Origin of the sequence: Parafannyhessea sp. LCP19S3_B1, assembly GCF_052121955.1 — a bacterium.
Taxonomy (GTDB): domain Bacteria; phylum Actinomycetota; class Coriobacteriia; order Coriobacteriales; family Atopobiaceae; genus Parafannyhessea.
In genome coordinates this window covers 134,955-150,883 of the sequence record NZ_JBQKDH010000004.1, presented here as the reverse complement: position 1 = coordinate 150,883, position 15,929 = coordinate 134,955, and the positions used below count along the sequence as shown (strand labels likewise).

Genomic DNA, 15,929 nt, shown 5'->3' with positions numbered 1-15,929 from the left:
GCTAGAGAGCTGCGAGGAACCTTCCGAGTGCGGCGCGCCCCGCCTCGTCCCACTTAAAGACGCCGGCGTCCTCTAGCACGTGGCAGAACACCATGCCAACCTCCTGACGCATCGCCTCGCGCGAAACGTCCTCGCTCGCCCCCAGGAGCTCCGGTCTCCTCTCCGCAACGTGCCTCGCCCAGTCCGCATGCGGTGCACAGAGCGGGTCATCCTCCATGCCGTCGAGCCTACCCTCGACGATTCGCTTCCTCACCGCGCCAATCTCGCGCTCGAGGCGAGGCGGAAGGATCGCGAGACCCATGACCTCGATAAGGCCAATGTTCTCCTTCTTGATGTGCCACTTGTCGGCGTGCGGGTGGAACACGCCGAGCGGATGCTCTTCCGTGGTCACGTTGCAGCGCAGGGCAAGGTCGAGCTCGAATCGCCCGTCCCTCATACGGCATATCGGCGTTACCGTGTTGTGACGCGTTCCGTCCGCCGCATGGGAGACGATGCCCTCCGAGGCGTCGTCCCAGTCGCGCCAGACGTCCAGCACATGCTCCGCCGCGCCAAGGAGCTCGTCACGTTCAGCGCTCCTTAGCCGTATGACCGAGAGCGGCCACGAAAGGACGCCGGCCTCAACTCCTGGATGCGCGCCCATCTCGAAGGGCTCCGCCACTTCCGCACGAGTCATCGCGAACACATGCCTGCCTCCCTGGAAGTGGTCGTGAGACAGGATCGACCCTCCTACTATGGGCAGGTCCGCATTCGACCCGACGAAATAGTGCGGGAACTGGCCCACGAAATCCAGCAGGCATCCAAGTGACGCCCTGTCGACGTGCATCGGCCTGTGCTCATCGCTCATTACGATGCAATGCTCTTCGAAATAGGCGTAGGGGCTGTACTGAAAGCCCCATCCCTCCCCTCCCAGCTCGATGGGGATGATTCGAAGGTTCTGACGAGCCGCATGGCCGCCCGCGTCCGATGCCGCCCTGCCGCCATAGCCCTCGTTCTCGCGACAGAGCGCGCACGCAGGGTACTTCTCCCCCACAGAAGCCGTCGCGGCAGCGGCGATGTCACGTGGGTCCTTCTCGGGCTTAGACTTGTTGATAGTGATCTCGAGGTCCCCCCATTGCGTTAGGCACGACCACTTGAGGTTCCTCGCGATGGCGGAGCGCCGGACGTAGTCGACGTCGCAGCAGAGCCGATAGAACCAGTCGGTCGCAGCAAGCGCTCCCTCGCGGCTCCCAATCGAGCGGAAGCGTCTGGTCACCTCGGACGGCCGAGCCATGATCGACCCCATGAGTCGCATGGAGATGCGGTCTCTGCCCGTAGCGCTATCCTGCGCGGCGCCGCATTCTACCGCAGCGTCCGCCAAGGTCGAGAGGTCGCTCTCAAAGTCGTACCCGTCGAGAAGAACCTGTGCCTTCGCCCAAGAGAGGTCTCTGGGGGCGGGCGACGTCTGCCCCGAGCACTCGAGGAGACGGTTGTAGGCCCAGCGCTCGTCCCCTGGTTCGATTATGCGATGCCCGACGGCATACGCGACAATCCTTGATGCCGCTGCACCAACCTGCTCCCCCGCTGCTACATTTCTCTCCATTGTGCCCGAGCTCCCTCGTGATCGATAACGTAGCTTGACGACACCTGCCCGCCCAAGGCATGGTCCATCGCTCGACAGAACTCGTCGGTATCGCTAAGGGGGACAAACGCCTGAATCGTTCCGCCAAAGCCGCCACCGTGTATACGAACCGCCCCGCGACCACCAAGCAGCTCCTCCGCAACGGCAAGCGCAACCATGGCTGGCTGCTCCGGCGACCCGCCAATCGACACGTTCTGCAAGTACATCGCGCTCGACGCGCCAGAGCGTTGCGTGAGCTCGAGGAAAGCCGCCATGTCACCGGCACGCATCGCCTTAACGCGATTCTGAACGAAACGCTCCTCGCGGAAATAGTGGAGCGCGCGCAAGGCCGCACGGTCTCCCAGCTTCGCACGGAGAGCCGGAAGGCTGCTGATGACGTCAGTCTCGCGGACATCACACAGGCGCTCGCAACCGAACTCGCGCGCAACTTCCTGCATCTCCTGTGGAACGGCGGCGTAGTCCGCAGTGTTGGCTGAGTGGTCCGCTCCCACCGAGACGAGGCAGATTGAGAAACCGTTCTCTGCAAAGTCGAAATCGAGGCGTTCGACCTGAGGGTCTGACTCATTCGAGAAGTCCATGTGGGCGATGCCACCAACGGCAATCGCGGCCTGATCCATCAGGCCGCACGGCTTCCCAAAGTACATGCGCTCTGCGAACTGCGACATCTGGGCAAGCTTCATGGCCAAGAAGCTGCCGTCAGCCCAAAGCCAGTTCATAGCCTGGGCAATCTCTAGCTCGTAGGCAGCGGAGCTAGACAGTCCAGAGCCTGCGGGAACCTCACTGGTTACGACGGCGTCGAATCCCTGGAGGTCGGATCCCGCTCCCTGCTCGCGGAATGCGGCCAGCAGTCCACGTACGATTGCGGCAGAGGTGTTCCTTTCCTCCTCACGGGGCATGAGATCCGAGCACTTCACCTCAACGAGTCCATAGCCCAAGCTCTTCACGCGAATCCGGCCGCTCTCGTTGGGGCAGAATATCCCACGCACATAACGGTTCACTGCACCAGCAATGACCTGGCCACCTTCGTGATCGGTATGATTTCCCGCAAGCTCAGTACGACCAGGCGCCACCACGGCGAGCACGCGTCCTCCCACCTTGCCGAAAGACTCCTCGTACTCTCCCATCAGCATGTGAAGGTGCTCGTCGGTCATCGCGTTGCTATCCATTCGACTCCCCCTCAATCTCATCGGACGTGCCAATCTGCCCGGGCAACGCTTCAATCGCGTCGTCTGGTCCCTCCCCCTCCTCGGCCGCCTCGATTGCAACCATAAGGGGCCGGTCGACGACCGTCATGTCCGGGCTGTCATTTGTCCCTACCACATCTTCCATGGGCTCCGTGATGTCGGATACGGTGATCCGTTCCTCGTCGTCGCAAGACGCAATGGGCTCGGTCATGTCGATGTCGGGCATGGGCTGGGTCACGTCGATGTCGGGCATGGGCTGGGTCATGCTCGTCGTGCAGGTGTCGGGATTCAATTGTGCTCCACGTGCATCGTGCGTCCGACCAATCGGCTTATCCGATAAGTCGCCGGCCTCACCATCAACCCGGCCAGTCGTTTGAGGTGCGAATTCGGTTGAACGCCGCGCGAATGTATCCAGCGCATTCCGAAAGATGCTCACCTGTCGAGAATCCCACGCCCCCATATCGTCGGATGTGAAGAGCACACCTCCCAGCAGCGAATCCGCCGAGAGAAGGCGGGTACGCTGCGAGTCGGTAATCTTTACGTCCCTCCGAAGGAAGAAGACATCGGGGTCGTTCAAAAAGGTTACGCCATTCAGGTGAGCGCGGCCCTTAGTGTTGTGTAGGCTGTTCTTTGTGCTGACGCGTTCACGGCCAGTAATCCGCATGTGCAGTGTGTCATTCCAATCGAGGCCCACATCGCAGCCGACGCGGCAATACTCGCATCGTCCGAAGGCACTCACGACAGGCACGCCACAGAAGTCAAACAGCGTTCCCTCGGGAACGCTCGAGCGGAGTAGGTCGAGCGCGTCCGCCATAAGCTCGCCGCGGTTTTTCCCGGCATGCGGAAGCATGGCGGCGGCATACAGGAAGTCGAGCTTCAACAGCTTGAAGCCCCAAATACGCGCTGCCGTGTCGAGCGAGGCGCTAACGTACTCGCGAACATCTGGATTCTGCGTGTCAAGGGCATAGCCGCCGCTCCAGTGCGACCCGCTCATGACTGGGCGACCGGATGAATCCCTTAGCAGCCAATCCTGATGCTCTGCAAATGTGCGCGACTCCTTCTCGCAGACGAAGGGCGCCATCCAGAGTCCGGGCACGAGCCCCGCCGAGCGTATGTCGTCAGCGACCGCCCCCATACCTGCCGGGAAGCGATTAGGGTCGGGCTGCGTCCAGTCCCCCACCTTCGCATACCCGTCGTCCACTTGGAAGACGGGCAGGACCCCCTCCAGAGGCTGGGCAAGAAGGACGTCTGACACTCCAACGAGATCTCGCTTCAAGGTTGCCGCGTCGATGTCGCCGTAGTGGCGATACCAACTCGTGAACCCCACAAGCGGAAACGCGGATCGACGTCGAATACCCATGAGCTCGACATACCGAGCGAAGGCGCTGTGAAGCGTCCCCTCCACCAGGGCAAGCGTAAGGATTTCGACTCGCTCGCCAGCGGCAAGAGGCCTGTTTGGACCTTCCTTCTGCAGCGAAACGGTGTTCTCTGGAAGGTCCTCATATATTACGGTTAAGCCAGTGTCCGGCCTGCATTCCCCGAATAGCGATACTGCCTGGCCGAACCTAAGGTATCCGTATCCCTCTCCATGCTGATGGCCGAAGCGCGGGTCCTGTCTAGCAAAGCGATAGTCACCAGATGCGTCAAGCACCCAGCGACCTACAATACTGCGCGGCGTCCCCCAAAGCCCGTGCATATTCGCTCGCGGCGAGCGCTCCCAGGAGTCCGTCCACGAGTTATAGCCATTCAGGAACAGCGCATCGGCGTGCTGGAGATCGAGAGACACCGTGGCGGTTGCGGACTCGATCGTGAGGTCATACTCCGGATCGACCCATACGCGCCACACGTCTCCGTCATGCTCGACGGTAACGTCTAGGTCTCTGCAGTCGGCACCGAAAGTCGGCACCTGGTCTGATACATACGTTATTCGCTGTCCGCCGTCCGGCACCCTCCACGTTATCTGAAACTTCGGATTGAGGTCCATTCTTCCGCATTCCCCCCCATGCGCATCAATCGAAGCCCGTGGGCGTCGCAACAACGGCGCCAATCCATTTGTTGCCACTTTACTCTGTCACAGACACGTCGTTTGTATCGAGCACGGAAATCACGCCAAGGACCTTATCCTCGTGATAGCGCGTGAACACCAATCCCGCTATCAAACAGAACGCCGTTGCGACCGCAGCCGTGAGCCTATACCCAAGTCCGCCCTCGGCGGCGGAGGAGATGGAGGTGAAGAGCACCATCGCAAGGGTCTGTCCAAGCGTCATACTGAACGTTCGCGCAGCATAGAACATCCCCTCTCGGTTCTCTCCCGTCTGGACGGCATCCGCCTCGGCGATGTCAGCGAGCACCGCCTGGGGCAGGATTCCCAGTATGGCCATGGGAACCGCCGCCAGAACAGCGACGACCACGCCCCACACGATCTGGGGCACTCCGAACTGGCCGCATATAGACGTCACGGCAAACGCGAGGCAGAAGAAGAAAAAGGCAAAGGCGACGAGCTTCTTCTTGCCGATGCGCTTTGCCAGAACGTTTACGGGCGCGTAGAACATGAGGGAGATGAGCGTCATGGCGGCGAAGAAGACGAACGTCCAGGAGTCATCGAAGCCCATCAGCTCCGTGACGTAATATGGCAAGCCCGTCTGGAACATCGTGATCGACACCCAGTACAGGACGTCGGAACCCTCGAAGATCTGGAACTCGCGATTCCTAAAAGTCTTCGCGACGGACTGTCCCATAGGCGTCGAACTTGGCTGCGTATCCGCATAGAGGTTCTCGTCGATTCCAAAGGCGGGCACGAGCATGCATGCGAGAGCGATGACCGCCAGCACGGCCACCGTGACCCTGAAGCTGGCAACGGGACCCAACGACGGCTCAAGGATTCCCGCCAACGCCGTAACGAGGTAAGCGGCCGCAGTACCCACGAAGTAGGTTACCGAGATGTAAGTCGAGAGGTTGACGCGCAGCTCCTGCGTACGACCGAGCTCAGGGATAAGCGCATTGAAGGGCGTGCAATAGAGCGACAACGTCACATAGAAAAGCATCAGGCATACGAAGAGAAGGACATTGTTCGCCACCACGCTCGACGTTCCCGGAATGACGAACACGAAGACGGTCATTGCGGCAAAAGGCGCAGCCGCCCTCCTCATAAAAGGTATCCTTCGCCCGAGCGGACTTGCGAGCGAATCGGACTTGGAGGCGATAAACGGATCGATGAAGCCGTCGAGGAGACGCCCGCATGCCGTGATAATTCCGATGACCGTGAGGCCTGCGAACACTATGCCCTGGGTGATGAAGACGGTCATCCCCTGGCTGACGAGCGTATCGGAGGGCATGTAGTAGTAGACGAGCCAGTTGCTGATGATTCCCGAGAGAATCGCCCAGCCAAGCTGTCCGATAGCGAACTTCCTGATCACGGCGCCGTCCGCAAGTCTCTTTTCGCTCATTTCGAATCTCCTTCTGGCAGCAAATCCTCACCGTCGCAGACAAGCCCATCGCACGGGCGCCTGAATCCGCCAGCCTACTTCCTCACGTACTTCACGGCCATGTCGACAATGCAGTCAAGCTCCTCCATACCGTCGGAGAAGTCATCAGAGGGGATGACCTCCCCGCGGGCCATCTTCTCCGCAACGCTGACGAGGGCATGCGCGACGCTCTTGTAGAACGTCGCAAAGTCAGGCAGGATCAGCACCGAGCCATCCGAGACGCCCAGCTTATACGCATCGTCGAATATGATGTAGAACGAATCGACCTCGCGACCGTAGCTCTCTAGCTCACCGCCTTCGACCCCCTCGGAAAGAACGAGGTGGTCGAATTCGTCCAGGAAGCTCACAAACTCCCGATTGGCCACATAGTGCGCCCCGTACTCCCTGAGCAGCGTCTCGAGGCGGTCGGCTCCGTTCATGGTGAGGAAATCGTCCGATTCTACGAGCTCGGATATGCGCTCGTTGAACCTCTTCCAGAGAAGAGTGGCAGCCTCCACCGAGAGCCGTGTCTTTGACTTGAAGCGCCTGTATAGGGTCGCAACGCCAACCCCAGACGCATCCGCGATGTCCGTCATCTTCACGCTTGAGAGGCCACCCTCGAGGAAGAGCTGGGCCGCGCACTCCACGACCCACTCGTCGCGCATCGTCTCCGGCCTGGCCCTGACGCCTTGCTGTCCAGCCGCCAACAAGTTCTCTTCCGTCCCCTCGGACGCCATGCTTGACTCCCCCTTTAAGCAAGTGATAGTCTGTCTATCACATTGATAGTCAGACTATCAGCCGTTGACCGCACCGTCAAGGAGGAATCGATGACGACCGGAACTGACAGGGCGAGAAGTGCCTTCGGAAACGTCCAAGACGAGGCCACGTACAGGAAGGCGGTCCGCTCGAAAGAGAAGTTCCTCAGGAAGTTTGGGGATGACTCCAAAGCCGTGTACCACCTAAAGAGTGTGGACGTGCCCGTGATCAGTGAGACATTGGGGGTCAGGAACCTCGTGCTCGCAGATGGATCTGACGTCTTGGACATCCGCGCGGACGCGGCGGCACAGCCGCTGCCCCCGAAGACCGAGAGGACGGTCGCGGCTGCCGGCGGAAGCCCTGTCGTGGTAGGTAACATCCGAATGGGGTTCGGTCACTATCGCATCTCGATGGCCATGGCCTCCGCTGCCCACGCGATGGGCTATACGCCCTATTGGCTCGACCTCGCCTCGTTCAAGGAGAGCACGGGATCGAAGGCCATCGAGTACCAGAACGGCCTCTACTCCATGGGCTCGCGCCTTTCCCAGAGGGTGGGCGTCTTCGACAAGCTGTTCTGGGAGCCGCTGAACAGCGAGGGCTTCAGGAAGCTCTCCTATAATTCTGGAGACCAGAAGAACGCCGAGCTGTGCGTTCCCCTTTTTCGGGACCTCCCGCAAGACGTCCCCTACATCGGCACGCATGTTTGGCCGTCCCAGGCGGCGGTCCATGCCGGTCTCACCCACGTCGTAAACGCCATACCAGACAACTGGCCTATGGCGCTCCACCTCGCGGAAGGGTCGATTCACACCGTTCAGACACCAAGCGCCTACGTCGGGTACCACCAGCTACGCGGCATGGATCCGTCACGTCAGCTGAAGCCAATGCCAAAGGGCTCTCTTGTCTACACGGGACACTACGTCGACCATGAGCTCGTAAGCAACATCGGACGTGACTGCGCGGCGCGCAGGAAACGCGTGCTGGGTGACGGCGCGGTTCGGTACCTCATCTCCGTGGGAGGCGCGGGTGCGCAGCAGGATCTCTTCGCCTCGATAATCGAGCATCTCATCCCATACGTCAGACGCAGTGAGGCGACACTCTTCGTGAACGTTGGAGACCACAGCGACGTCTGGGACGGCCTCGTGGAATCTGTCCATGGACTCTCCGAGCTCGCCCAGACCCACTTCGACGACTTCTCGGAGGTAAGCTCGTTCGCGAGCCAAGCACTCGACGGAGACGTCTCCGGAATCCACGCATTCTGCGACGCGGACATATTCTCGGCCGTCTACAGTTCAAACGTCCTCATGCGTTGCTCAGACATTCTGGTGACGAAGCCGAGCGAGTTCTCGTTCTATCCGGTGCCAAAGCTGATGATTCATCGCGTCGGTGGTCACGAGGCCTGGGGTGCGATTCGCGCCGCAGAAATCGGAGACGGAACATACGAGATGGATGATACGGACGAGGTCCTTTCGATGATAGACTCGCTCCAATCGGACAGGGACCTTATCTCGTTCATGTGCGACCGTATCGAGCAGGCAAATGCCATAGGAGTGTATGACGGGGCCTACAAGGTCGTAGAGCTCGCAGTCAACGGAATCGAATAGCAGCTCTTCGTGGGGCGCCACGGTCTTCTACCTGCGGTGCCTGTTCTCCTTGACGACTTGGTGCACGATCCACAGTCCGAGCGCAAGCGCGAGGACGTAGCCGAAGAACCCGATCACGGGAATGCCGAAGACCACGGGCTTGATGCGCGCGTAATACACGACCGACGACCCGATGAACAGGCCGGCGATGATGATGCCGAGCGTCAGACGATCAGCCGCGCGCGCCATGTCGCCGATGGGGTCCTGGTATCCGTCGAGCCCAAGGTTCATGCGCAGCTGCCCACGCGTAAGCATGTTCATTGCCGTAGACACCTGCGAAGCCGCGCCAAGCAGGCCATGCGTCGCAGCTATGGACTCGCGCGTCAGGCGCTTGAGCTCTCTCTTGGAGACGTCGACGGGGTCGGCGTGGGACTTCACGTGGGCGCGTACGATGTCGATCATGGACGTTCCCGGAAGGAACTCATCCACGACGCCCTCGAGCGTGACGAGCGACCTCGCGAGCATCGTGACAGTGCCCGGAAGCTCGATGCCGTTCTTGCGTGCCATCGAAATAAGCGAGTTGAGGAAGGCGCCGATGTCGAGGTCCGAGAGGTCCGCCTCGCCGTAGTTGTCCAAGATCGAGTCAAGGTCGGCAAGCAGGCCGGGGTGGTCGACCTCGGAGGTGTCGGAGACTGAGAAGCGCAGCAGGCCGTTCTTGAGCCCGACGGAGTCTCGCAGGGCGACGGCGTTCACCATGTCCGTCATGGCGGCCCTGTCATGGGCGGACAGCCTCCCCATGATGCCAAGGTCGAGGTAGACGATCTTGCCGTCCTTAACCACCAGGTTGCCGGGATGTGGGTCCGCATGGAAGAAGCCGTCGTCCAGCATCTGACTCGTGTAGTTGTCGACGAGCTTCGCGCCGATCTCCGAGAGGTCGTAGCCCTCGGCCTTAAGGCGCGCCGTCTTGTCGATGGGTATGCCCTCGACGTAGTCCATCACCACGACGTGCTCCGTGCAGAGCCGTGGATATGGCTTCGGGCAGTCGATGAACTTGCATCCCGCGTTGTTGCGCCGGAACTCCTCCAGGCTCCTCGCCTCGACGAGGAAGTCCGTCTCCTCCCGGAAGGACTGCCACAGCTCGTCCACCACGGACTGCAGGTCGAGCACCTGCTCGTCCCCCATGACGATGGCGCTTCTCTTCGCGAGCGAGCGCATGATGGAGATGTCCTGCGCCATGATCTCCTTCACGTGGGGGCGCTGGACCTTCACCGCCACCGTCTCCCCCGTCACGAGACGCGCCTTGTGCACCTGCGCCACGGAGGCGGAGCCGAGCGGAACGTCGTCTATCGCGTCGAACAGCTCCTCGATGGGGGTGTCGTACTCCGCCCTGAGGGTGGAGAGCACCTCCTCGCGGTCCATCGGCTCGACATCGGTGCGTAGCTTCGTGAGCTCGTCGCAGAAGCTCTGCGGCAGAATCTCCGAGCGCATCGAAAGAATCTGCCCCGCCTTCACGAAGGTGGGGCCGAGCTCCTCCAGAAGCTTGCGCAACGTGATGGGCGTAAGCCCGTGGAGGACGTCGTAGTGGCTCGCAATCCTGAGAATCTCGCGCAGGCGGGCGGCCTTCTTCGCGCGCGTGATCCTATAAGGTCCAGCGTCCATGCTCCGCCCACCCAGGATGCCTATCGTTCCCGCATCACGGGTGTTCGTCTTCGAGACGCTCTCGTACCACTTGCCAAGGTACTCGACGTCGTCCAGCTCGTTTATATCGAAGTCGCCCGAGGAATTGCCGGGGGCTGGCCTTTTGTCCTCTGCCAAGAAAGTGGCTCTTCCCTACTCCGCGGGCTTGTCCTTCTCGGCGTCGTCGGCATCCTCGACCTCAACCTCAACGGGCTCGGCATCGAGGTCGTCGGCGATCTTCTGGGCGCTCTTCACCCAGGCGGCGCGCTCCTCCGGCGTCATGGTCTTCAGCTTCGCGCGCAGGACCGCCTCGGAGGTGTCGCCGGCGGCGTTCTTGATGGTGTGCTTGAGCTCCTCGTTCACGGCCTTGCCCTGGGCCACGGTGAGCTCGCCCTTCTCGACGAGCTTGTTCACGATCTCCGTGGACTTCTCGGCGCCGGTCGCCACCGCGCCGACACCCACCAGGAACAGCTTGCGGACGCCATCGCCCAGATCGTCGAAACCAGCCATGTTGACCCCTCTCCTTGGGACGGCATACAGTTTGCCGCGCGGCGCGCGGACCATGCTCATGCTTGTACCCCCAAGCCGCGGGCGCTAGACGCACCGCATCCGCGAGCGGCAGGTCGGCTCGGGCGGGTGCGCGGGCCCCGTGGGAACGTCCTGGCGCGTCAGCGGCCGAGAAGGGCGCGTCCAAGCTCCTCGACGCTTCCCACCACGACGCAGGCGCCGGCCTCCTCGAGCTCCCCGAGCGGCGCGGTCCCGCCGTACGTCACGCCCACGCACGGCACGCCGCACGCAAGCGCGGCGTCCACGTCGAAGTGGCGGTCGCCCACCATGACGGCGTCGGCCGCAGCGGCGCCGAGGTCGTCGAGCACCGCGGACAGCGTCGCCGCCTTGCTCTGCGGCGCGTCGGACTCCTTGCCGCGCACGACGTCGAAGCACCCGAGCAGCCCCTCGTCCGAAAGCGCGCGGTGCAGGAGCGCCGTCCTCTTGGAGCTCGCCACCGCAAGCCGCCTGCCGGACGCCCTGAGCTCGTCCAGAAGCGCGCCCATGCCGGGAAACGCCGGCCACGCCTCAGGACCCAGCGCACCGTACCGTTCGCGATAGCGACGCGTCACCTCGCGCGCGTCCGCCTCGGAGAGCCCGAACACCATGCTGAACGCCTGCGGGAACGGTGGGCCCACGAGCTTGGGGCAGTCCGCAAGCCGCTCTGGGGGAAGCCCCCATGCGCCTAGGACGTGGCGCGCCACGGCCACGATCGAGGGAAGCGTGTCCGCGATCGTGCCGTCGAAGTCGAACACGACGACGCCGCGGGACGCGGGGTCCGCGTGCCTCAGCCGAGGTGTCGCCTCCGTTGTGCAGATACCCGAAGCCGCACACCCGCCCTTCTCGCCCATCTGACCCCCAACCCGCAGGGCGCCCCGTGCGCCCGCCTTCCGTACGCCCACCAGCATAGCGCAGACGGGTGCGGCCGCGCGGGGCGGGCCCATGTGCCATGTGGCGAGAGCGTTAGTTTCCACGTCTGAAACACGGGTACGTTAGTGTGTCTAACAATGTGCCCGCATGGGGCGGGTGCGAAGCCGTTTCGACAGGGAGGTTTGGATGGCACGCGCGTTTAACTTTTCCGCGGGACCCTCGGCTCTGCCCGAGGAGGTCCTGAAGGAGGCCGCCGCAGAGATGCTCGACTACGAGGGCTGCGGCATGTCCGTCATGGAGATGAGCCATCGATCTTCCACCTTCCAGTCGATCCTGGACGACGCGGAGCAGACGCTCAGGCGCCTGATGGGGATCCCGCACGCTTACCGCGTCATGTTCATGCAGGGCGGCGCGACGCTGCAGTTTGCGTGCGTGCCCATGAACCTCATGCGCGGCCGTCACGCAGGATACCTGGTGGCGGGCAACTGGTCGAAGAAGGCCTGGCAGGAGGCGTGCAAGTACGGCCAGGCGGACGTGCTCGCAACGAGCGAGCCCACGGGCTTCGACCGCACGCCACGCCTGGAGGGCGCGGTCGACCAGTCGCTGGACTACGTCTACCTCTGCCAGAACGAGACCGTGTACGGCACGATGACGCGCGAGCTGCCCGACACCGGCGACGTGCCCGTCGTGGCGGACGTCTCGAGCATGTTCCTCTCGTGCCCCGTGCCCGTGGAGCGCTACGGGCTCATCTACGCCGGCGTGCAGAAGAACGCCGGTCCCGCGGGCAACACCGTCGTGATCTGCCGCGACGACCTGATCGGCGACGGCCCGGCGCTTGGCGGCATCGTGCCGACGTACATGGGCTACCGGCTGCAGGCCAGCAAGGACTCGCTGTACAACACGCCGAACGCGTGGGGCATCTACATGTGCGGGAAGGTGTTCCACTGGATCGAGGACACGGGCGGCCTTGCCGCCATGGAGGCCAGAAACTGGGAGAAGGTCAACCGACTCTACGGCTACATCGACGGAAGCTCGCTCTTCTCGCCCATCGCGAGGCCGGACTCGCGCTCCATCGCGAACGTGACGTTCCGCTGCCCCACGAAGGAGCTCGACGCGGAGTTCGTGGCGGGCGCCGCCGAGCGCAACATCGTGGGCGTCAAGGGCCACCGCATCCTGGGCGGCATGCGAGCGAGCTGCTACAACGCCGTCCCGGCGAAGGCCGTGGACGCGCTTCTGGACTACATGCAGGACTTCGAGCGCGCGCACGCCGCGGACTGCCGCACGGACGCGCGCTAGCGACTCCGGCGATGCCGGCGCCGCCGGCACGCACCACAGACGAGACCCGACGCGGCCCCGTGGGGCCGCGCACGAGACAGGCCCCACGGGGCACGAAGGAGACCCGATGCGCTACGTAAAGATATTCGACAACATCGCGAAGCAGATCACCCGAGACGGCGTCGCGGAGCTGGGCGACGGTTACCAGAAGACCGATGACGTGAACCAGGCGGACGCCATCCTGATACGCGCCTCTGACATCCGCGACATCGACTTTGGCCCGAACGTCCGCTGCGTCTCGCGCTCCGGCGCCGGCTACAACAACATCCCCATCGAGCGCTGCGCAAGGCAGGGCATCGTGGTGTTCAACACGCCGGGCGGCAACTCGAACGCCGTGAAGGAGCTGGTCGTGGGCATGATCCTGGTCAACTCCAGGGGCACGCTCGACGGCATGCGGTGGGTCCAGAGCAACGCGGACGACCCGCAGATCGTGAAGGACGCCGAGAAGAACAAGAAGGCCTTCGTCGGACGCGAGGCCATTGGCCGCAAGGTCGGCGTCGTGGGCCTGGGCGCCGTGGGCTCGAAGGTCGCGAACGCCCTGGAGGCGCTGGGGCTCGACGTGTACGGCTACGACCCGTACCTCTCCGTCGAGCACGCGTGGCAGCTCAACCGCAACGTGAAGCGCGTCGACTCGATGGCGGAGCTCTGCCGCAACGCCGACTACGTCACGCTGCACGTCCCGTCGAAGGACGACACGCGCCACATGATGGGCGCCGAGATGATTTCGCTCATGAGCGACGGCGCCATGCTCATCAACTACGCGCGCGCCGACATCGTGGACGAGCCCGCGGTGGACGCGGCGCTGCGCTCCGGCAAGCTCGGGCGCTTCGTGTGCGACTTCGCGACGCCCATGACCACGAAGATGCCGAACACCCTCATCACGCCGCACATGGGCGCGTGCACCGCCGAGGCCGAGGCCAACTGCGCCAGCATGGCAGTGAGCCAGATGAAGGACTACCTGGAGCAGGGCATCATCAGGAACTCCGTCAACTACCCGGACTGCGACATGGGCCCGTGCCACACCGGCGGCCGCATCGCCGCGCTGCACGACAACGTGCCGAACATGATCGGCCAGATCTCCGGCGCGCTGGCGCAGTCGAACGCGAACATCCAGCGCATGTCGAACGAGGCGCAGGACGGCAGCGCCTATACTCTTATCGACACCGACCAGCCGGTGGACGCCGCCACGATGCAGAAGCTCCGCGCCATCCCCGGCGTCTATCGCATCAGGCAGATCGTCCCGGCAATCACCCGCTAGCACCCCGCGCTGGCGACGGCAGGCCCCACGTGGAAGGAGACCGCATGCGCGTCGAGCCCATACGCTGTTACCGTCCGGCCCCGGACAAGGCGGCGACGTTCGCGTCGCTGCCGTACGACGTGTTCGACCGCGCGCAGGCGGCCTCCTACGTGCAGAGGCACCCGGGCTCGTTTCTGGCCATCGACCGGCCGGAGACGTCCTTCTCGCCCGACCACGACATGTACGCCCCGGACGTGTACGCGAAGGCCGCGGAGCTGCTGCGCCGCGCCGCGACGGACGGCACGCTGCTGCGCGACGAGACGCCGTGCTACTACGTGTACCGCCTCGAGCAGGACGGCCGCGCCCAGACGGGCGTGGTGTGCGCCGCCTCCGTGGACGAGTACCTGGACGGCACGATCCGTCGCCACGAGAACACGCGCCGCGACAAGGAGCAGGACCGCGTGGAGCACATCCGCGCGACCGGCGCCCAGACGGGCCCGATCTTTTTGGCGTACCGCGACAACTTCGCGATGGACACGCTGGTGGGCCTTGCGTCCACGGCCGAGCCCCTGTACGACTTCACGGACGAGGAGGGCGTGCACCAGACCGTGTGGCGCGTGGCGCGGCCGGCGGCCATCGAGGCCATGACGGCGACGTTCGCCACCGTGCCGTGCGCCTACATCGCCGACGGCCACCACCGCGCCGCCTCCGCCGTGCGGGTGTGCCAGGAGATGCGCCAGGAGGCAGCCCGCAAGTCGGGCCGCGCGGGCGAGAAGGGCGCGGCGCCCGGCGCCGAGGCGTCCCCGGCACCATACGACTCCTTCCTCGCGGTCATGTTCCCCGCGAGCCAGCTGAAGGTCATGGCGTACAACCGCGTGGTGACGGACACGGCCGGCCTTGCGCCGGCACAGCTCGTCGAGCGCATGGGGACCGCCGGCTTCGAGGTCGGCCCCGCCCAGGACTCCCCCGCCGAGCCCTCCGCCCGCCATGGCTTTGGCCTCTTTGTGGGCGGCGCGTGGCATGCCATGCGCTTCTCGCCCGAGGCGGTCGCGTCGCTTCCGGCGGACGACCCCGTGGCGACGCTCGACGTGTCCATCCTGCAGGACCGCGTGCTGGGGCCGATCCTTGGGATCGAGGACCCGCGCCAGGACGGTCGCATCCGCTTTGTGGGCGGCATCGAGGGCCCGCAGGCGCTGGAGCGCCTTGCCGGAGCGGACGGCGTCGCGTTCTCGCTCTTCCCCACGTCCGTGGACGAGCTCATGGCCGTGTCCGACGCCGGGCTGCTGATGCCGCCGAAGTCGACGTGGTTCGAGCCAAAGCTCCGCAGCGGCCTCTTCGTTCGCCGGCTGCGGTAGCGCTGGCTGCGGCGGGGCATGCCGCGGCGGCAGATGGCCTTTTTTGGACGGGCACGGCCTGGCGCCGCGCCCGTCTTTCTTGTGCTGGCGCACCATTTGGGCCCACATTTTTGCCTTGCGTTCCAAGGCGGCGCGCGTCAGGTGCGCGTCACTCGTTCGTATTGTTCTTTAGGGCGCATGTAACTTGGCAAACGCAAAGGACGCCTATATGGTGTGCAAGTTTCAGCCGACTTTGTGAATGCGTCCCGCGTCGCGCAGGCATGCTATGCTTGTTCGGCTTTGGAAGCGAAACGCAGAAGAATTGGAC

General features: G+C 63.6%; 12 protein-coding genes. 4 read left to right on the top strand and 8 right to left on the bottom strand.

Annotated features, from left to right (window positions below):
- Position 1: 1 nt before the first annotated feature.
- The 5 genes from ACTQWE_RS03065 to ACTQWE_RS03045 all read right to left on the bottom strand — a co-directional run bounded on the left by ACTQWE_RS03065 (position 2) and on the right by ACTQWE_RS03045 (position 7,003).
- Positions 2–1,579, bottom strand: a complete 1,578-nt coding sequence (locus ACTQWE_RS03065) for a UDP-glucose--hexose-1-phosphate uridylyltransferase (RefSeq protein WP_441856998.1) — start codon at positions 1,577–1,579, stop codon at positions 2–4.
- Positions 1,564–2,784 (bottom strand): galactokinase, encoded by a 1,221-nt coding sequence (locus ACTQWE_RS03060; RefSeq protein WP_441856997.1) that lies wholly within the window; start codon positions 2,782–2,784, stop codon positions 1,564–1,566. The genes ACTQWE_RS03065 and ACTQWE_RS03060 overlap by 16 nt, the downstream gene beginning before the upstream one ends.
- On the bottom strand, positions 2,777–4,786 hold the full coding sequence (locus tag ACTQWE_RS03055) for a glycoside hydrolase family 36 protein (protein ID WP_441856996.1): 2,010 nt from the start codon (positions 4,784–4,786) through the stop codon (positions 2,777–2,779). Before ACTQWE_RS03055 ends, ACTQWE_RS03060 begins: the two co-directional genes overlap by 8 nt.
- A 79-nt stretch (positions 4,787–4,865) precedes the next feature.
- The gene (locus ACTQWE_RS03050) at positions 4,866–6,248 is read right to left on the bottom strand and encodes an MFS transporter (protein ID WP_441856995.1); all 1,383 of its coding nucleotides are present in this window, start codon (positions 6,246–6,248) and stop codon (positions 4,866–4,868) included.
- A 74-nt stretch (positions 6,249–6,322) separates the two neighbouring features.
- Entirely contained in the window at positions 6,323–7,003 is a 681-nt protein-coding gene (locus ACTQWE_RS03045) for a TetR/AcrR family transcriptional regulator (protein ID WP_170103360.1), read from the bottom strand.
- A gap of 90 nt (positions 7,004–7,093) precedes the next feature.
- Between ACTQWE_RS03045 and ACTQWE_RS03040 the strand changes: the two genes are divergently transcribed.
- On the top strand, positions 7,094–8,623 hold the full coding sequence (locus ACTQWE_RS03040) for a DUF6937 domain-containing protein (RefSeq protein WP_441856994.1): 1,530 nt from the start codon (positions 7,094–7,096) through the stop codon (positions 8,621–8,623).
- Positions 8,624–8,650: 27 nt separating this feature from the next.
- On the opposite strand, the gene ACTQWE_RS03035 is transcribed toward ACTQWE_RS03040, so the two are convergent.
- From ACTQWE_RS03035 to ACTQWE_RS03025, 3 genes are all read right to left on the bottom strand, one after another.
- Positions 8,651–10,417, bottom strand: a complete 1,767-nt coding sequence (locus ACTQWE_RS03035) for an ABC1 kinase family protein (protein ID WP_441856993.1) — start codon at positions 10,415–10,417, stop codon at positions 8,651–8,653.
- 15 nt (positions 10,418–10,432) lie between these two features.
- Positions 10,433–10,789 carry a hypothetical protein gene (locus ACTQWE_RS03030; protein ID WP_173445266.1) on the bottom strand — a complete coding sequence of 119 codons (357 nt, stop codon included), beginning with the start codon at positions 10,787–10,789 and terminating at the stop codon, positions 10,433–10,435.
- Between the two features lie 158 nt (positions 10,790–10,947).
- On the bottom strand, positions 10,948–11,676 hold the full coding sequence (locus ACTQWE_RS03025) for an HAD family hydrolase (RefSeq protein WP_441856992.1): 729 nt from the start codon (positions 11,674–11,676) through the stop codon (positions 10,948–10,950).
- Between the two features lie 205 nt (positions 11,677–11,881).
- Here ACTQWE_RS03025 and serC point away from each other — a divergent pair, with 205 nt between their 5' ends.
- The 3 genes from serC (at position 11,882) to ACTQWE_RS03010 (ending at position 15,622) form a co-directional block, all read left to right on the top strand.
- On the top strand, positions 11,882–12,991 hold the full coding sequence (gene serC, locus ACTQWE_RS03020) for a 3-phosphoserine/phosphohydroxythreonine transaminase (RefSeq protein WP_441856991.1): 1,110 nt from the start codon (positions 11,882–11,884) through the stop codon (positions 12,989–12,991).
- Positions 12,992–13,097: 106 nt separating this feature from the next.
- Complete coding sequence (locus ACTQWE_RS03015) at positions 13,098–14,288, top strand: phosphoglycerate dehydrogenase (RefSeq protein ID WP_441856990.1); 1,191 nt, start codon at positions 13,098–13,100, stop codon at positions 14,286–14,288.
- 44 nt (positions 14,289–14,332) lie between these two features.
- Entirely contained in the window at positions 14,333–15,622 is a 1,290-nt protein-coding gene (locus ACTQWE_RS03010; RefSeq protein ID WP_441856989.1) for a DUF1015 domain-containing protein, read from the top strand.
- Positions 15,623–15,929: the final 307 nt, after the last annotated feature.